This window comes from Pedococcus sp. P2_A3 (genome assembly GCF_056405035.1).
On record NZ_JBFUCW010000003.1, the window covers coordinates 61631 to 78866 of the forward strand.

The following is a 17236-nucleotide window of genomic DNA, read 5'->3' on the forward strand; positions in this document are numbered from 1 at the left end:
ACCGGCGGCTTCGCTGAAAGGGACTTACTCGTGCTGCCAGGTTCCCGTCTGGCTCATGGGCGGGTCTGGGTCCTGCATCGACGGATCACCTTGGGGGTTGGCGACCCGACGTCTCTCAGGCCGACTGGGCGGTGTCCAGACCCACCTGCTGGCCGGCGCTGGTGAGGTACTGACCGGTGCGGGCACCGAGCGCCAGGCGACGGCGCACCTCGCGCATCAGCTCGTCGTTGGTGGCCAGCATCACGGCCTCGTTGTGGTCGATGCCACCCAGCACCGAGAGTCCGCAGCCCTCGGCGGCGCGCAGCGTGATCTCCCGGACGGAGACGCACAGGGCGCGGGACAGGGCCAGCATGTCGTCGGGCTGCGGCCACTCCGGGAGCACCGGGGAGTCGAGGATGCCCTCGAGGGTCCACTCGTCCAGACCGGTCCGCGTGGCCAGCGTCGCGCGGCTCCATCCGAGGACGCGGAGCTGCTCCTGCAGGAACGTGCCGAGGCTGTTGATCACGATGGCTCCAATGGGGGTTGTGAGGGCTACCCCCTGATAGAAGCGTGAAATCGACCCCCGAAACCGTTTTTTTGCCATCCCTTGACCATTGTCTCCTCCGTTCGGCGGAAGGTGCCTCCCCCTAACGTGTCAGCCCCAGCTCTCCTTCTACTGCGTCGGTATGAGCCCCGGGATCTGTGGCGGGTGAGCCTGCAGTGGTGGGAGTGGCCGAGAAGCGGGGCGCCGGGGCCGGTTGGACCAGCGGCGAGCCGGGCACGGCGGCATACACACCCCGCGCGGACAGGTGGGGGTCGGTGCGCGCCTCCTGCACGGTGAGCACGGGCGCGACGCAGGCATCGAGGTCGGCGAAGACCGCCACCCACTCCGAGAGTGACCTGGTCGCGATGCGCTCGCCGAACAACGCCGCCACCCGGGGCCAGTGGGCCGCGTCGAGCTGAGCCGCCCCCACGTCGGAGCCGTCCAGTCCGAGTCCGCGCAGGAACCGGTCGTAGAAGACCGGTTCGATCGCGGCGACAGCGAGCCACCGGTCGTCGGCCGTGCGGTAGCAGCGGTAGAACGGCGCGCCGCCGTCGAACAGGTTGGCCCCCCGCGCTCCCGTCCACAGCCCGGCACCCAGCATCGACTGGTGCATCGACGTCATCGCGGCCACGCCGTCCACGATCGCGGCGTCCACCACCTGGCCCGCCCCCGACTCGCGGGCGTGCCACAACGCGGAGACCACCCCGAGGGCCAGCAGCATGCCGCCACCCCCGAAGTCGCCCAACAGGTTGAGCGGCGGCACGGGGCGGCCGTCGGCCCCCGCGAACGCCTCGAGCACCCCGGCGACGGCGAGGTAGGTGAGGTCGTGACCGGCCAACGCGGCATACGGCCCGTCCTGGCCCCACCCGGTCATCCGGCCGTAGACGAGCCGGGGGTTGCGCTCGAGCGCGACGGACGGCCCGAAGCCGAGCCGCTCGGCGACACCGGGGCGGAACCCCTCGATGAGGATGTCGGCGCGGTCGACGAGCGCGAGCACGAGGGCCAGGCCCTCGGCGGACTTGAGGTCGGCCACGACGGACCGCCGGCCCCTCAGCAGCACGGCATGAGTGGGCCTGAGGTCCTCCTCGGGCCGGTCCACGCGCACGACGTCGGCACCCAGGTCGGACAGCATCATGGCCGCGAACGGGCCCGGTCCGATGCCACCGACCTCGACCACGCGGACTCCCGCGAGGGGGCCCRGACGGCGCGACGAATCGGCCCTCGAATCCATGGGACCGACCGTACCGTCGCTCACTGCCTGAGAATGCGCGCCGGGCCCTGCTCCCGACGCGCCCCCTCGGTCAGAGGACGTCTGAGAGCAGTGCGCGAACCTCGACTTCGCGGTAGCGGCGGTGGCCGCCGAGCGTGCGGATGGAGTTGAGCTTCCCTGCCTTCGCCCAACGCGTGACTGTCTTGGGATCGACCCGGAACAGCGACGCCACCTCCGCGGGGGTGAGCAACTTCTCGACCTCAGTGGTGCGAGTAACCATGACATAACTCCTAGTGCAGGGGACGTCCTCCAATAATCGGACAAGCAGGACGCTTTGGGAACATTCCCAACGGGTCATCCGATATGGCCCGTTGGGACTAGTCACAGGACCACCCTGTGACCGGGCGGGGAGGAATCAGAGGGGCATACGCTTGACCTGGCGCGCGATCCGCGCCACACCCCCGGCCAAACACCCCGAGCTCAAGGAGTCACCACCGTGACCGCGTCCTCGTCGCCCTCCCCCAGCCTGACCATGCCCCCACCGGCCTCTCCCCACCTGTCGCCGACCGACACGTCCGCGCACGAGCAGGTCGTCTTCTGCCACGACCGGCACACCGGCCTCCGCGCCATCATCGGCATCTACTCCACGGCCCTCGGGCCGGCCCTGGGCGGCACGCGGTTCTACCCCTACGAGAGCGAGGACGCCGCCCTGGCCGACGTCCTGCGCCTCTCCAAGGGCATGGCCTACAAGAACGCCGTGGCGGGCCTCGACCTGGGCGGCGGCAAGGCCGTCATCATCGGCGATCCCGCCACCGACAAGACCCCCGACCTCCTGCGCGCCTACGGACGCTTCGTCGAGTCCCTGGGCGGGCGTTACGTCACCGCCTGCGACGTGGGCACCTACGTGGCCGACATGGACGTCGTGAGCGAGACCACGCGGTTCGCGACCGGTCGGTCCGAGGCCAACGGCGGCGCCGGCGACTCCTCCGTGCTGACCGCCTTCGGGGTGTTCCAGGGCCAGCGCGCGGCGGCCCAGCACCGGTGGGGGCAGCCCACCCTCAAGGGACGCACCGTGGGCATCGCTGGGGTCGGCAAGGTCGGCCGCATCCTCGCGGGCCACCTGCTCGACGACGGCGCCCACGTCGTGGTCACCGACGTCAACGAACAGGCCCTGGCAGCCCTCACGGAGCAGTACCCCCAGATCGACGTGGTCGCCGACACGGCCACCCTCGTCACCTCCGACATCGACGTCTACGCGCCCTGCGCACTCGGGGGGGCCCTCGACGACACGACCGTCGAGGCCCTGCGCGCCACCGTCGTCTGCGGCGGCGCCAACAACCAGCTCGTCACGGAGGGCGTGGGCGGCACGGCAGACCGGCTGCGCGAGCGCGGCATCACCTATGCCCCTGACTTCCTGGTCAACGCCGGTGGGGTCATCCAGGTCAGCGACGAGCTGCACGGTTTCGACTTCGAGCGGGCCAAGAAGGGCGCGGCGGCGATCTTCGACCACACCCTCGAGGTGCTCCGGACGGCCGACGAGCGCGGCATCACCCCGGCTGCGGCGGCGGACCACATCGCCGAGGAGCGGATGGCGGCGCGGGAGTCGGCCGGGATCTGGCTGCCCGCACGCTGACCGCGTGGCGCGGGGTCGGTCTGGCGCTGGGTCGCCTGGCGCCGGGTCGTCTGGCGCCGGGTCGTCTGGCGCCGGGTCGTCTGGCGCTGGGCAGTCTGGCACCGGGTCCCTCCGGGAGCTCGGCCCGCGCCGAAAACGGGGTCTTTCGGCGAGGTGAGACGTGGGTCTCGCCACAGAACTTGCGCCGCTCATGTAGCGTTGACCCCACGACATATACACGATTCCCGGGACCGCTCCGCGGAGCCGAGGCACCGACGAGGTGACTCGACGAGGCGATGCCGTCCCGGCAGACGCATGAGGGGGTCACGCCATGGGGCGCGGCCGGGCTAAAGCCAAGCAGACCAAGGTGGCACGGGAGCTGAAGTACTTCTCTCCCAACACCGACCTGACGGCGCTTGAGCGAGAACTGCACGGGTCCTCCTACGCGGAGCCGGAACCTGTTTCCGACAGCTCCGTGGGCGAGGACGAGTACGACGAGTACGGGAAGTGGGCCGCGGGTCAGCAATGACCCGACGACCTGACTGACCACCACCTCATGCGCGGGCCCTCGGGCTCGTGTGTCACCACCGCCGCGCCGCGGCGTGCGGCCATGTCCGTATGCCGCGGCGCTGYGGTCTACGCTCGCGTCATGAGCACTGACACGCGCGCCGAGACGCAGCGCCTGGGTGTGGAGACCACCGGCATCGAGATCATCGACGAGGCCGCGCGCACGGCCCGTCCGAAGGACCTCTTCTGGCCGTGGTTCGCGGCCAACGTCTCCGTCTTCGGGATCAGCTACGCCGGGTTCGTGCTGGGGTTCGGCATCTCCTTCTGGCAGGCCGTCCTGGTCACCGTCGTCGGCGTCGTCGTGTCGTTCCTGCTGTGCGGGCTGATCGCGATCGCCGGCAAGCGGGGCTCCGCGCCGACCATGATCCTGTCGCGCTCGGCCTTCGGCGTCACCGGCCAGAAGGTGCCCGGTGTCATCTCCTGGCTCACCTCGATCGGGTGGGAGACCTTCCTCGCGATCCTCGCCACGCTGGCCACCGCCACGATCTTCAAGCAGCTCGGTTGGGGCGGGGGCACCGGCACCAAGGTGGTGGCCTGCGTCGTCGTGGCCGCGCTGATCGTGGCGGCGTCCGTGGCGGGCTACCACATCATCATGAAGATGCAGTCGTACCTCACGTGGATCACGGGCATCGCGACGATCGTCTACATCGCCCTCACCGTCGACCACGTGAACCTGTCGGCGGTCAACGCCCTCCCGAGCGGCTCCACCGGTGCGGTGGTCGGCGCCCTCGTCCTCGTCATGACCGGCTTCGGCCTCGGCTGGATCAACATCGCCGCCGACTGGTCGCGCTACCAGCGCCGCGACGCCTCGGGCGCCTCGATCGCCGCCTGGAACACCTTCGGCGGCGCGCTCGCCCCGACGGTCCTGGTCATCTACGGGCTCCTGCTGGCCGGTTCCGACCAGAAGCTCCGGGACGGCATCCAGGCCGACCCGATCGGCACCCTCGCGACGATCCTGCCCACCTGGTTCCTCCTGCCCTTCCTCGTGGCGGCGATCCTGGCCCTGGTGAGCGGCGCAGTGCTCGGCATCTACTCCTCCGGCCTGACCCTGCTGTCGCTCGGTGTCCGGATCGCCCGACCGCGGGCCGCCCTCATCGACGGCGTCATCCTCACCGTGGGCACGATCTGGGTGGTGTTCTTCGCCGAGAGCTTCATCAACCCGTTCCAGTCGTTCCTCATCACGCTCGGCGTCCCGCTCGCGTCGTGGGCGGGCATCATGCTCTCCGACCTCGTCCTGCGGCGGCGCGACTACGACGACGACGCCCTGTTCGACGCGCACGGCCGCTACGGGTCGTGGGACTGGATCTCGATCGGCACCATGGTGGTGACCACGGTGCTCGGCTGGGGGCTGGTCATCAACCTGTTCGCCGACGACGCCTCGTGGAACAACTGGCAGGGCTACCTCCTCGGACCGCTCGGGCTCGGCGGCAAGGACGGCAGCTGGGCCTACGCCAACCTGGGCGTGCTGGCCGCGCTGGTGCTCTCCTTCCTGGTGACCCTCGTCGCGCGGCGCGGCACCGTGCGACGCCAGGAGCTCGGTACGTGACCGAGCGCCCGTGGCTCGTGGCGATCGACCTCCAGCGCGTCTTCGGCGACCCGTCGAGCCCCTGGCGCGCTCCGCGGTATGCCGCCGCGGCAGCCAACGTCGTGCGGCTCACCGACGGCTTCGGTGACCACACGGTCTTCACCCGGTTCGTCGCCCCGACCAGCCCCACCGGGGCCTGGGTGCCGTACTACGAGGAGTTCCCCTGGGCACTCGAGCCGCCGGACAGCCGGCTCTACGAGCTGACCGACGACGTCGCGGCGCTGGCCACCCGCACCGTGGTCGCGACCACCTTCGGCAAGTGGACCGACGACCTGCGCCGGGTCGTCGGCGACCAGCCCCCACTCGTCGTGGCCGGGGTGGCGACGGACTGCTGCGTCATCTCGACGGTCCTGGCCGCCGCCGACGCGGGCGCGTCGGTCACGGTCGTGACCGACGCCTGCGCGGGCTCGACCAATGACAACCACCAGAAGGCGTTGGACGTGATGGCGCTCTACGCGCCGTTGGTCAAGCTCGCGACCACCGACGAGGTGCTCGGCTAGAAGCCGCCACCGCCGGCTCCCACGCCGGTCTGCGCGCCGTGGACGCGGGCGAGCTCCCTCGCGGCGTTCACCTGCACCCCCAAGGTCTCCCGGGCGCCGGTACCGCCATGGTCCACACCCACGTCCCGTGGCTGGGGATCGGCACCGTCCCACGCGGCATACCCGGAGAAGAGGCCGAAGGCCGCTTCGGCCAGGTTCACCGCGTCGGCGAGCGCGTGCAGCGCCGCGGGGTCGCACGCGTCGAGGAAGGCTCGCGGGTCGCGGCGCTCACCGATGCTGACGAGTCGCGCGATCGCGCCGGTGTCACCCGGCGCGAGGCGCTGACCCGCCACCAGACCGTCCCGGACGGCGGCCAGGACCAACGCGCGTTGGCGCTCGTCGAGGTGGTCGAGCGCCTCGTGGTGGGCGGCCTGCAGGGCGTCGAGCGACGCCGTGCGCAACAGGTAGCGGTACTGCCTGACGCTCTGGTCCTCGGCGCGCTGAGCTGTCCCCATGCCTGATGCTAAGGGCTGGCGAGGCTCCGTGGGGCCCCCACGGGGGTCGGCTGCGATGTCACGACGATGACCGGGCTGGTGGCGCTGCTCGACTGACGCAGCGGCTCCGGGTCGGAGCCGTCCCACCTGGAGTAGCCCTCGAGGAGCGGTCCGGCGTCGGGGTGGGTGATCACCCGGTGGGCCAGCCGTTCGAGGGCGGCGTCCGTCAGGGCGGAGACGATGATGCCGGGGGTCTGCACCTCGCCGGTGCAGAGCAGGTGTGCGAGCCCGGAGACGTCGTCCACGGTGAGCTCTCGGCCGCTGAGGGTGCGGTCCTGGGACGTGCGGAGGATGTGGGCGCGGATCAGGACGTCGAGCGAGGCCAGGGCGTCACGGTGCACGCCTTCGAGGGAGCGGAGGTCGGCCGTGCGGAGCAGGTAGCGGTACTGGCGGACCTGCGGACGCTCGACCGGGCCGCTCGGCTCGGCCGCAGTGCGACGCTTGAAGATGCTCACCTCTCAGACGGTAGGCAGCGCGGGTCCGGACCGGCTCACCCAGAATGCGCTCTCGGACTCCACCAGAAGGATGAGGCGGTCGGGGCGTTCTGGTGCAGAGTGGACACCCCAATCGGTGACAAACCAGTGCGAGGGGGGGCGACCCGCCCTCAATGACCTCCGAAGGCCGTGTCCGGCGAGCTCGGCCCACCCACGAAGTTGCGGTAGCTCACCCGGTTCATCAGCACGTCGTGCCAGTGCTCGCCGAAGCCACCGTCGGCCCACTCCCCCACCTCGGCGAGCTCGGGGTCGCGACCGTCCCACGCGGCATACCCGCCGAACCGGCCGAACATCGCCTCACTGAGGATGACCGCCCCGGCGAGCGGGGTCAGCACCGCGGGCGGACAGGCGCGCAGGAAGTCACCCGGCCGGCGGCGCTCACCCAACGCCACGAGGTGCGCGATCGGGCCCACGTCGTCGGGGTCGAGCCGCGCCCCGGCAACCAGGCCCTCCTGGACGGCCCGCAGCACCACCGAGCGCCGCGAGCGCCACATCGGCGTCAACGCCTCGACGTGCGCGGCCTCGAGTGCGTCGAGCGGTGCGGTGCGCAACAGGAACCGGTACTGGCGCACCGTCTGGTCCTCGTCATCGGGCGACCACACAGCCCGACGGTAACCCCGGCGCAGCTCCTCGGGGAAGTCGCCGCCAGGGTTTGCCGGGGAGCCCACCATTCGTGCTCGGAGTCCCCGCCGGGCGGCGTTCAGACCGGGGTGAAACCCAAGACGATCGCGAAGACGGCCGCGCCCGCGGCCGCGCCGAGCAGGCCCACCGCCAACCCGGCCAGCCAGCGCGGCGTCAGGCCGTCGGGGCTGCCCGCGAGGACCCATCCTCCACCGCCGGCGACCGCGAGGCACAACGCCATCGACACACCCGTCACGACCCAGATGTCAGTGCTCGAGGTCGGGTCCGACGGCGCGTGGCCCAGCGCGTCCAGCGCCGCGGACGCGACCTCCACCACGAGGGTGAGCGCCAGCCCGGCCACCCCGATGGCGAGCGCGCCGAGCCACCCGACGCCGAGGGACCACGCGATCGTGCTGCTGGAACGTCTGGCCATGGCGTCGAGTGTGGCGCCCGGCCGACACCCGCCGCATGAGGTGGGGTACTCAGCCGGCGGGGTGGTCTCCCACCAGCTGCACGGCACCGCCCTCGACACCCTTGGCGCCCCGGACCACCTCGTGCGCGGCGTCGATGGTGGCGTCCTCGGCCGCGGACACCTCACCAATCGTCCAGGCCGGTATGCCGCGCGCCTCGAGCTCGCGGGTGGCCGCGTCGACCTGGTCGGCCGGGAGCATCGCGACGAAGCCGACTCCCATGTTGAGGGTGCGCTCGAGGTCGGCCCGCGGCACCTGGCCCAGCGACCCGATCGTGGAGAACACCGCGGGCGGTGTCCACGTGGAGCGGTCGAGCCGGGCGAAGACCGTCGGCGGGAGGACCCGCGCGAGGTTGGCCACGAGGCCCCCACCGGTCACGTGCGACAGTGCGTGGACGTCGATCCCGTCGGTGCGGATGAGGTCGAGCAGGTCGGCCGAGTAGACCCGCGTCGGGGTGAGCAGCTCCTCGCCGAGGGTCTGACCGAAGTCGTCCACGTGACGGTCCAGCTGCCAGCCGGCCGAGCCGATCACCTTGCGCACCAACGAATATCCGTTCGAGTGCAGGCCGCTCGAACCGAGCGCGAGCACCACGTCGCCGGGCACGACGCGATCGGGACCCAGCACGTCGGCATACTCCACCACGCCGGTCGCAGCACCCGCCACGTCGTACTCGTCGGGCTCGAGCAGACCGGGGTGCTCGGCGGTCTCGCCGCCCACGAGGGCCACTCGCGCCTGCTCGCACGCAGCGGCGATGCCGGTGACGATCGCGGCGATGCGCTCAGGGACGACCTTGCCGGTGGCGATGTAGTCGGTCATGAACAGCGGCTCGGCACCGCAGACGACGATGTCGTCGACGACCATGCCGACCAGGTCGAAGCCGATCGTGTCGTGCTTGTCGAGGGCCTGCGCGATCGCGACCTTGGTGCCCACGCCGTCGGTGCTGGTGGCCAGCACGGGGCGCGTCATGCGAGCGATCGCCGACGCGTCGAACAGGCCCGCGAAACCACCCAGGCCACCGAGCACCTCCGGGCGGGTGGCTCGGCGGACGCTGGCCTTCATCAGCTCCACGGCCTTGTCACCGGCCTCGACGTCGACTCCGGCGGAGGCATAGGTGATCGGCTCGCTCACGCCGCCCAGCCTAGTGCGCGGGGGCTGACGTATCAGACGCGGCCGTGGGATCCTCCTCATCAGTGGTGCAGGGACCGTTCTCACGAGGGGATAGGCCATGTCCACGACCTACCAGTTCGACCTCTTGCGCACGTACCGCTACCTGCGGCTGGCCATGGTGCTGCTGGTGGTGCTGCTGTTCATCTCCGTGACGATGTACATCAACTCGGCGAACGGTCAGATGCTCCAGTCGATCAGTGCGTCCTACTACACGCCGGTGCGCGCGGTCTTCGTGTCGAGCCTGTGCGCGGTCGGGACCTGCCTGATCGTCTACCAGGGCAACACCGACGTCGAGGACGTGCTGCTCAACGGGTCGGGGTTCTTCGCCTTCATCGTGGGGTTCGTGCCGACGCGGCCCGAGAAGGTCTGCGTGGCCAGCGCGATCCCGCGCGACGTGCGAGACGCGATCAGCAACAACGTGACAGCGCTGATGTCGGTCGCCGTGATCGCCTTCGTCATCGTCATGGGGATCCAGCTGTTCGCGACCCCCGCCTCGGAGAAGGCGCTCTCCAAGGGTGCTGGCGCCGCACTCGCCTTCTCGGTCGTGGCGTTCCTGGGACTCGCGGGCTTCTACGTCGTCAACCGGGGTGCCTTCATGTGCCACGGCCACAACACCGCCGCCATCCTGCTCTTCATCGGGATCGTCGCGGTGGTCTTCGTGAGCGCCCGGGGGCTGGCCTTCAAGCAGGCGAAGGAGGACGGCCGGCCGCCGCGGGCCCACTTCTGGAACCGGTACTTCCTGGGCTTCGTGCTGATGGTGGCCTCGATCGCCGTCATCGCAGTCACCGGGCCGTGGCTGGGCTGGCTCGACCACTGGGTGTTCTGGCTCGAGGCCGTGCTGATCGCGCAGTTCGGGACGTTCTGGCTGACCCAGACCATCGAGCTGTGGCGTGAGCCACGGCGCGAGGACGCCCCCGTCGCCGGTGCGTGACCGCTCCCTCCGCCCTCTCCTCGGGTCGATGTAAACGCGCCGGGAAACCCCGGCGGGTTCACATCGAATCAGCCTGCTCGGCGGCGGGCGAACCTCGAATGCGCAGCGCAGACCTGGTCCATGAACCGGTCTGGCTCCAGGCGCAGCCCCATGAGGGTCATCCGCAGGACCCGGTCGCCGCTGATGACCAGCGCGTTCTGGCGGAACTGGTCGTCCGTCGACGCGACGCCCCACTGGTGCTGCGAGCCGTCGATCTCGACGACGAGTCCGATCTCCTCCCAGGCGACGTCGAGGTAGGCCCGAGTTGCGCCGACCGTCCGGACGGCCTGTCGGGTGGGTTCTGGCAAGCCCCGCCGGCGGCACATCGTCGCGAAGTCGAGCTCTCCCAGGCTCTGCGCACCATCGGCGATGTCCCTGGCCACGGCCGGGATGAACGCTCGACGGGTCCGCCCACGGACGCTCTGGGTGGCGGCCACCAGCTGTGCGCCGGTGACGAGCCGTTGCTGCACAGGCATCACCAGCAGCAGGGCGGCCTGTCGGTCGCTGACCGCCCAGTGGGCGGCCCGCACCGCGGCGATCGCCGGGCCGGTGCGCGGGATCCCCGCAGGAGCGAGCTCGCCGTCGATCCGTCGGACCACCTTGTGCAGGACGAGGTCGTCCACGGGTGGCACGTGCGCATTGTGTTTCACCGACAGGTGGATCCGGTCGTCCTGGAAGCCCGAGAGCCCGGCGATGTGCAGGGCCGTGACGCCGTCGAGCGCGGCAACGCGGATGCCGACCTCCCAGAGCGCACGCCACCGACGGGCCCCGGTGCTGAGGGTGGTCGTGTGGAGGGCCACCGTCTGCCGACCGTGGAGCGCCCACCGCCCGGCGGCGACCTGACGCGCGACGGCATCGCGGTCCCAGCCGTGGCCCCGCAGGTCGGCGCGGGACATCACGCCGTCCGGGGCCGCCAGCCGGAGGCCCTGGAGGTCGGTCCGGGAGCGCCTGTCCATCCCAGGATGGTGCCGAGTTGACCCACCGGGGCCGGGAGTTCTCCACAGGCTCCCCGGCTGTCGATGTAAACGCGCCGGGGATCACCGGCGGGTTTACATCGAACCGGGGGGCTACGGGCGGGTGAGGGCGTCCTCGGCGCCACCGGCGACGCCGAGTGACACCCCGTCCACGTCGACATCGAGGGGCAGCGTCTCGAAGAGGTTCTTGCCGAGCCGGCTCGCGTCCGGCAGCTCCAACGGGTAGGTGCCGGTGAAGCAGGCGGTGCAGAGGGAGTTGCCGGGCTGCTCCGTGGCCGCGACCATGCCCTCCTCGGAGATGTAGCCCAGGGAGTCGGCACCGATCGACGTGCAGACCTCCTCGACCCCGATGCCCGTGGCGATCAGCTCGGCGCGGGTCGCGAAGTCGATGCCGTAGAAGCAGGGCCAGCGCACCGGCGGCGACGAGATGCGCACGTGGACCTCGGCGGCCCCGGCCTCGCGGAGCATCCGCACCAGCGCGCGCTGCGTGTTGCCGCGCACGATGGAGTCGTCGACCACCACGAGGCGCTTGCCCTTGATGACCTCACGCAGCGGGTTGAGCTTGAGCCGGATGCCGAGCTGACGGATCGTCTGCGAGGGTGCGATGAAGGTGCGACCGACGTAGGAGTTCTTGACCAGGCCCTGGCCGTAGGGGATGCCCGACTCCTGGGCGTAACCGATGGCGGCTGGCGTGCCCGACTCGGGGGTCGGCATGACCAGGTCGGCCTCGACGGGGTGCTCCCGGGCCAGCGTGCGGCCCATCTCGACCCGCGACTCGTGCACGCCACGGCCGTTGATGGTCGTGTCAGGTCGCGCCAGGTAGACGTACTCGAAGACGCAGCCCTTGCGGTCGGTCTCGGCGAAGCGCTGGGAGCGCAGGCCGTCCTCGTCGATGACGATCAGCTCGCCCGGCTCCACCTCGCGGATCAGCGAGGCCCCCACGATGTCGAGGGCGGCCGTCTCGGAGGCCACCACCCAGCCGCGCTCGAGGCGACCCAGCACGAGGGGACGGATCCCCTGGGGGTCGCGGGCGGCATACAGGCTGTGCTCGTCCATGAAGACGAAGCAGAAGGCGCCGCGCAGCTTGGGCAGCAGGTCGAGGGCGGCTGCCTCGAGCGAGCGGTCGGGGTCGTCGGCCAGCAGCGCGGTGACCAGCGCCGTGTCGGTGGTGTTGCCGCGTCCGAGCTCGCCGCCCTCGGCGCCGTAACCCTCGGCCCGGCGTTCCTGCACCATCTCGCGCAGCTCGGCGGAGTTGATCAGGTTGCCGTTGTGCGCCAGCGCGACGGTCGACTCCGCGTGCCCGCCGAGGGTGGGCTGGGCGTTCTCCCACGTCGAGCCACCGGTGGTCGAGTAGCGGCAGTGCCCCACCGCCAGGTGGCCCCGGAGCGAGGCGAGGGACCGCTCGTCGAACACCTGGGAGACCAGGCCCATGTCCTTGTAGACGAGGATCGAACGACCGTCGGAGGTCGCGATGCCGGCCGACTCCTGCCCGCGGTGCTGCAGGGCGTAGAGGCCGTAGTAGGTCAGCTTGGCGACGTCCTCGCCGGGAGCCCAGACACCGAAGACCCCGCAGGCGTCCTGCGGGCCCTTCTCGCCGGGAAGCAGATCATGCGAGAGCTGTCCGTCGCCGCGTGCCACGTGGCCCAGTCTCCCACAGTCCCCGGCAGGGACGACCGCCCGTCCGGGCGCGCCGCGACGGGATCAGCTGCGTCGGTCCAGGAGCACGGCCACGACCGCCGCCAGCAGCGCGAAGAGGGCCGCGCCCGTCACGCCGAGGAAGAGCACGGCGCTGGTCACGCTGTAGTCGTGGCCGTAGGTGTTCGCGTCGTCGCCGAAGTAGGCGATCGCCGACCCGGCGATGAAGCCGAGGATGGCGCCGGTGGCGATGAAGGCGACGAAGTTCGGGTAGCGACGAGTGGGTGGCACGCGCTCACGCTACCTGCGCGACGGTCGCGCGACCGGGTCGGGCACCCCATCCGGGACGGGTGCGAGTACGAATAGCAATCATGGAACCCATCTCACGACCACCCGGCACCAAGAGCCAGCGCGCGATGTATGCCGTCAGCGGCGTGCTCGCGGCGGCAGCCGGTATGGCGGTGGGTCACCTCGTCGCCGCGTTCGTGAACCCGGCCGCCTCGCCGGTGCTGGCCGTGGGCTCGACCGTCATCGACGCGACGCCCACGCCGGTCAAGGAGTGGGCGGTCCAGAACTTCGGCACGGCCGACAAGCCGATCCTGCTCGGGAGCGTCACCCTCGTGGTGGTGCTCGCCGCAGCGGCGATCGGGCTGGTGTCGCGCACGAAGCCGAGCCTGGCCAACATCCTCGTCGTCGGCCTGGCCTCGCTGGCCGGCCTCGCCGCGTGGTTCCGGCCCGCCTCCGCGCCGTTCGACATCGTGCCGGCGTTCGTGACGGCCATCGTCGGTGTCCTCACGATCACCGGCCTGCGCTCCCTCATCCCGAACCTGCCCACCCCAGGCGCGGTCACCCACTCGTCCGAGAGCCCTGCGCCCGCCCGCAGGGGTGAGGCGAAGCCCGAGTCGCCGCTGGACCACACGGCATACGCGAAGGGGGAGGCCGGCTCGCCCGCGCGACGCAACTTCCTCCTCGGCGCCGCCGGCGTCACCGTGGGCGCTGCCGCGCTCGGAGCGCTCGGCCAGAAGCTCGCCGCTCCCGCCACGCTGCCGTCGTCGGTGGCGCTGCCGACGCCGCAGAACACCCTCCAGCCGCTGCCCACCGGGCTCGAGGGCAAGGTCAAGGGCATCAGCCGGTTCCGCACGCCGGCCAACGACTTCTACCGCGTGGACACCGCCCTGGTCATCCCGCGGATCGACGTCGACAACTGGAAGCTCGAGATCGTGGGCAAGGTCGACAACAAGCTCACGATCACCTTCGACGAGCTGCTGAAGATGCCGATGATCGAGAAGGACATCACCCTCAACTGCGTCAGCAACGAGGTCGGCGGTCCCTACATCTCCTCGACCCGCTGGCTCGGCGTGCGGGTGCGCGACCTGCTCGAGCGCGCCGGCATCCAGGACGGGGTCGACCAGATCCTCAGCGAGTCCACCGACGGCATGACGATCTCGACGCCGATCGAGGCGCTGACCGACGACCGCGACGCCCTCATCGCGGTGGCCATGGACGGCGAGCCGCTCCCTGCGCGGCACGGGTTCCCGGCGCGCATGGTGACGCCGGGCCTCTACGGCTTCGTGGGCGCCACCAAGTGGGTGACCAAGCTGACCGCGACCACGTATGCCGCGGAGCAGGCCTACTGGACCAAGCGCGACTGGTTGACCGACGGCACCGTCAAGACCCAGGCACGGATCGACACGCCCGCTGGCCTGGCGACCTACCCGGCCGGCAGGATCGCCGTCGGTGGGGTGGCCTGGGCCCAGCGACGCGGAATCACCGAGGTCGAGGTGCGCGTGGACGAGGGCCCGTGGCAGAAGGCCACCCTCGGTCCCGACGGGGGTACCGACTACTGGCGTCAGTGGTTCTGGGTGTGGGATGCCACGCCGGGCCGGCACGACCTGACGGTCCGCGCGAAGGACGGCACGGGTGAGTTCCAGACCGAGAAGCGGGCCGACCCGTTCCCCGGCGGCGCCTCCGGGTGGCACTCGGTCGTCGTCATCATCTCCTGACCCGCCTCCCCCAAGCCCCTGCGGGCGGGACGTGCACGCGCAGCCCCGCCCGCAGGCTCCTGGCTCCCGCTGTCGCACGTCTGGTCGTGCGACGCCGGGAGCCTTCGTGCCCGACCCGGCCGCAGCTCCAGGCCGGGTCGTGACTGTTTGGTCGGCACGAATCCCGTTCGGAGAGAAAAACTTTCGCGTCGTCCAATCCACCCCGTGGGCAGGTCCGAATACCGGGTGTCAGACAGTCCACACCAAGGAGCCACCATCATGCGACTCGCACGCCGCAGCACCATTGCTGCCCTCAGCCTTGCCCTTCCGCTCAGCCTCGCCGCCTGTGGGAACTCCGGTTCCGACACCGCAGCGTCGTCCACCTCGTCCTCCCCGATGTCGTCGTCGAGCTCGTCCTCGACCACGACCGAGGACATGGCGGCCAAGCCCTTCGGCGCCGGCTGCTCCGCGGTCCCCGCCGACGGCAAGGGTTCCTTCTCCGGCATGGCCACCGACCCGGTCGCCACCGCCGCCAGCAACAACCCCGTCCTGTCGACCCTCGTCACCGCGGTGACCGAGGCCGGTCTCGGCGAGACCCTGAACTCGGCCAAGGACATCACCGTCTTCGCCCCGACGAACGACGCCTTCGCCGCCGTTCCGAAGGCCACGTTGGACGCCGCGATGAAGGACCCCAAGGGTCTGCTCACCAAGGTGCTCACGAACCACGTGGTCCCCGGCAAGCTCACCCCCGAGATGCTCGCGGGCGAGCACAAGACCCTCGGCGGCGGCACCATCACGGTGACCGGCTCCGGTGAGTCGTTCAAGGTCGGCCAGGCCAACGTGATCTGCGGCAACGTGCAGACCGCGAACGCCACGGTCTACATCATCGACGGCGTTCTCCTCCCCGGCTGAGGCTGAATCAGCGATGATGGTGCCCATGGCAGCTACCCCCTCAGGCCCTCAACCGTCCTGGGGAGGCGCTGCCGTGGGCACCGACCTCGCCGGCCTCCTCCGAGCGAGCGCCCTGGGTGACGAGAACGCCTTCGCCCAGCTGTACGACGCGGTGTCGGCCCGGATCTACGGGCTGGTGCTCCGCGTGGTGCGGGACCCGGCGCAGTCGGAGGAAGTGGCCCAGGAGGCCTTGCTGGACATCTGGCGCACCAGCGCCCGGTTCGACCCCACGCGGGGCAGCGCGGTGAGCTGGATGCTCACCATCGCCCACCGCAAGGCGGTCGACCGGGTGCGGTCCGCGCAGGCGTCCACCGACCGTGAGGACACCTACGGCTCGCGGAACCAGGAACGCACCTACGACGAGACCGCCGAGACGGTCGAACGTCGCCTGGACGCCCAACGAGTGCGCCACGCCCTGGACTCGCTTACACCGACCCAGCGCAGCGCGGTCGAGCTCGCCTACCTCGGCGGCTACACGCACACCGAGGTGGCCTCCCTCCTGGAAGTGCCCTTGGGCACCGCCAAGACCCGAATACGTGACGGACTTATCCGCCTGAGAGACACCCTGGGGGTGCAGTCATGAGTGCCGACATCCACGGACTGGTCGGCGCCTATGCAGTCGACGCCATCGACGAGCAGGAGCGCAGCGACTTCGAGCTGCACCTCGCCGAGTGCCCAGAGTGCCAGGCGGAGGTGGCCTCGCTGCAAGAGGCCGCGACCCAGCTCGCCCTGATGAGCGAGACCGCACCTCCCTCGTCGATGCGCGAATCCGTGCTGGCCGGCATCAAGATGGTCCGCCCGCTCCCCCCTCTCGAGGCGCAGTCCCGTGGCCCAGTCGCCTCTGGACCCGTTGGCGGATCCTCGTCCACGGCTGATGCGCCGACCCGGGCTGACTCCACCGTCGTGCAGTTCCGGCCGCGGCGTCGGGTGACCGCCTGGCTCGCCAGTGCGGCTGCAGCGGCCGTCCTGCTCGTCGGGGGCATCGCGTGGAGCCCGTGGGACAACAACGGCGGCGGCAACGTCAGTGCCACCGAGCAGGTGCTCGAGGCCAAGGACGCCCAGCGCTACGAGAAGGTCATCGGCGGCGCCAGGGCGACGATCGTGCGCAGCGCCTCCCTCGGCAAGGCCGTGATCATCGCCGACCACATGCCGGCGGCGCCCGACGGCAAGGACTTCCAGCTCTGGTTCGACCAGCCCAACCGCGGCATGGTCAGCGCCGGCGTCATGCCCCACGGGTCGGCCGACACCGTGACGGTGCTGCTCGACGGAGACGCTGCGACGGCCACCGGCGCGGGGATCACCATGGAACCGGCCGGCGGCTCGAGCGCACCGACCACCGCACCACTGGCCCTCTTCAGCTTCTCCTGACTCATCCCACTTCTGGCCACCCGTGCCGCACCCAGGGCCGATCCGGCCCCTCAGGTGCGAGACGGGTGGCCAGA

20 protein-coding genes are annotated in these 17236 nt (G+C 70.8%); 9 read left to right on the forward strand and 11 right to left on the reverse strand.

The genetic code is table 11. From position 1 onward, the window contains the following. Nucleotides 1–115: 115 nt before the first annotated feature. From AC1DX8_RS03620 to AC1DX8_RS03630, 3 genes are all read right to left on the reverse strand, one after another. Nucleotides 116–505: a hypothetical protein gene (locus AC1DX8_RS03620; protein ID WP_477628540.1), complete on the reverse strand. Its 390-nt coding sequence runs from the start codon at nucleotides 503–505 to the stop codon at nucleotides 116–118. A gap of 121 nt (nucleotides 506–626) precedes the next feature. Beyond that, nucleotides 627–1754 (reverse strand): CaiB/BaiF CoA transferase family protein, encoded by a 1128-nt coding sequence (locus AC1DX8_RS03625; protein WP_477628541.1) that lies wholly within the window; start codon nucleotides 1752–1754, stop codon nucleotides 627–629. Between the two features lie 70 nt (nucleotides 1755–1824). Continuing rightward, nucleotides 1825–2013 (reverse strand): BldC family transcriptional regulator, encoded by a 189-nt coding sequence (locus tag AC1DX8_RS03630; protein WP_056922026.1) that lies wholly within the window; start codon nucleotides 2011–2013, stop codon nucleotides 1825–1827. 216 nt (nucleotides 2014–2229) lie between these two features. Here AC1DX8_RS03630 and AC1DX8_RS03635 point away from each other — a divergent pair, with 216 nt between their 5' ends. The 4 genes from AC1DX8_RS03635 to AC1DX8_RS03650 all read left to right on the forward strand — a co-directional run bounded on the left by AC1DX8_RS03635 (nucleotide 2230) and on the right by AC1DX8_RS03650 (nucleotide 5997). After that, on the forward strand, nucleotides 2230–3366 hold the full coding sequence (locus tag AC1DX8_RS03635) for a Glu/Leu/Phe/Val dehydrogenase dimerization domain-containing protein (RefSeq protein ID WP_477628542.1): 1137 nt from the start codon (nucleotides 2230–2232) through the stop codon (nucleotides 3364–3366). A 310-nt stretch (nucleotides 3367–3676) separates the two neighbouring features. Beyond that, on the forward strand, nucleotides 3677–3874 hold the full coding sequence (locus AC1DX8_RS03640; protein ID WP_477628543.1) for a DUF3073 domain-containing protein: 198 nt from the start codon (nucleotides 3677–3679) through the stop codon (nucleotides 3872–3874). Between the two features lie 120 nt (nucleotides 3875–3994). Then, complete coding sequence (locus AC1DX8_RS03645; protein WP_477628544.1) at nucleotides 3995–5458, forward strand: purine-cytosine permease family protein; 1464 nt, start codon at nucleotides 3995–3997, stop codon at nucleotides 5456–5458. Further along, entirely contained in the window at nucleotides 5455–5997 is a 543-nt protein-coding gene (locus AC1DX8_RS03650) for a cysteine hydrolase family protein (RefSeq protein WP_477628545.1), read from the forward strand. The genes AC1DX8_RS03645 and AC1DX8_RS03650 overlap by 4 nt, the downstream gene beginning before the upstream one ends. Here AC1DX8_RS03650 and AC1DX8_RS03655 read toward each other — a convergent pair. The 5 genes from AC1DX8_RS03655 to purM form a co-directional block, all read right to left on the reverse strand. Next, a complete protein-coding gene (locus AC1DX8_RS03655) occupies nucleotides 5994–6491 on the reverse strand; it encodes a hypothetical protein (protein ID WP_477628546.1) in 498 nt (165 codons plus the stop codon). The genes AC1DX8_RS03650 and AC1DX8_RS03655 overlap by 4 nt on opposite strands. Nucleotides 6492–6499: 8 nt before the next feature. After that, the gene (locus AC1DX8_RS03660) at nucleotides 6500–6985 is read right to left on the reverse strand and encodes a hypothetical protein (RefSeq protein ID WP_477628547.1); all 486 of its coding nucleotides are present in this window, start codon (nucleotides 6983–6985) and stop codon (nucleotides 6500–6502) included. A gap of 149 nt (nucleotides 6986–7134) precedes the next feature. Further along, nucleotides 7135–7626 (reverse strand): hypothetical protein, encoded by a 492-nt coding sequence (locus AC1DX8_RS03665; RefSeq protein ID WP_477628548.1) that lies wholly within the window; start codon nucleotides 7624–7626, stop codon nucleotides 7135–7137. A gap of 98 nt (nucleotides 7627–7724) precedes the next feature. Further along, nucleotides 7725–8078, reverse strand: coding sequence for a hypothetical protein (locus AC1DX8_RS03670; protein ID WP_477628549.1), 354 nt, complete (start codon nucleotides 8076–8078; stop codon nucleotides 7725–7727). 49 nt (nucleotides 8079–8127) lie between these two features. After that, nucleotides 8128–9243, reverse strand: coding sequence for a phosphoribosylformylglycinamidine cyclo-ligase (gene purM, locus AC1DX8_RS03675; RefSeq protein ID WP_477628550.1), 1116 nt, complete (start codon nucleotides 9241–9243; stop codon nucleotides 8128–8130). Nucleotides 9244–9340: 97 nt separating this feature from the next. Between purM and AC1DX8_RS03680 the strand changes: the two genes are divergently transcribed. Continuing rightward, entirely contained in the window at nucleotides 9341–10213 is an 873-nt protein-coding gene (locus tag AC1DX8_RS03680) for a hypothetical protein (protein ID WP_477628551.1), read from the forward strand. A 68-nt stretch (nucleotides 10214–10281) separates the two neighbouring features. Here the strand turns inward: AC1DX8_RS03680 and AC1DX8_RS03685 are convergent, their stop codons facing one another. From AC1DX8_RS03685 to AC1DX8_RS03695, 3 genes are all read right to left on the reverse strand, one after another. Further along, nucleotides 10282–11208: a hypothetical protein gene (locus AC1DX8_RS03685; protein ID WP_477628552.1), complete on the reverse strand. Its 927-nt coding sequence runs from the start codon at nucleotides 11206–11208 to the stop codon at nucleotides 10282–10284. Nucleotides 11209–11319: 111 nt separating this feature from the next. Next, on the reverse strand, nucleotides 11320–12864 hold the full coding sequence (gene purF, locus AC1DX8_RS03690) for an amidophosphoribosyltransferase (RefSeq protein ID WP_477628553.1): 1545 nt from the start codon (nucleotides 12862–12864) through the stop codon (nucleotides 11320–11322). Nucleotides 12865–12927: 63 nt separating this feature from the next. After that, nucleotides 12928–13152 carry a hypothetical protein gene (locus AC1DX8_RS03695; RefSeq protein ID WP_477628554.1) on the reverse strand — a complete coding sequence of 75 codons (225 nt, stop codon included), beginning with the start codon at nucleotides 13150–13152 and terminating at the stop codon, nucleotides 12928–12930. 80 nt (nucleotides 13153–13232) lie between these two features. Between AC1DX8_RS03695 and AC1DX8_RS03700 the strand changes: the two genes are divergently transcribed. The 4 genes from AC1DX8_RS03700 (at nucleotide 13233) to AC1DX8_RS03715 (ending at nucleotide 17162) form a co-directional block, all read left to right on the forward strand. Then, nucleotides 13233–14864, forward strand: coding sequence for a molybdopterin-dependent oxidoreductase (locus tag AC1DX8_RS03700; RefSeq protein WP_477628555.1), 1632 nt, complete (start codon nucleotides 13233–13235; stop codon nucleotides 14862–14864). A gap of 258 nt (nucleotides 14865–15122) precedes the next feature. Then, nucleotides 15123–15755: a fasciclin domain-containing protein gene (locus AC1DX8_RS03705; protein ID WP_477628556.1), complete on the forward strand. Its 633-nt coding sequence runs from the start codon at nucleotides 15123–15125 to the stop codon at nucleotides 15753–15755. A gap of 25 nt (nucleotides 15756–15780) precedes the next feature. Beyond that, entirely contained in the window at nucleotides 15781–16377 is a 597-nt protein-coding gene (sigK, locus tag AC1DX8_RS03710; protein ID WP_477628557.1) for an ECF RNA polymerase sigma factor SigK, read from the forward strand. Next, nucleotides 16374–17162: an anti-sigma factor gene (locus AC1DX8_RS03715; protein WP_477628558.1), complete on the forward strand. Its 789-nt coding sequence runs from the start codon at nucleotides 16374–16376 to the stop codon at nucleotides 17160–17162. Before sigK ends, AC1DX8_RS03715 begins: the two co-directional genes overlap by 4 nt. Nucleotides 17163–17236 lie beyond the last annotated feature (74 nt).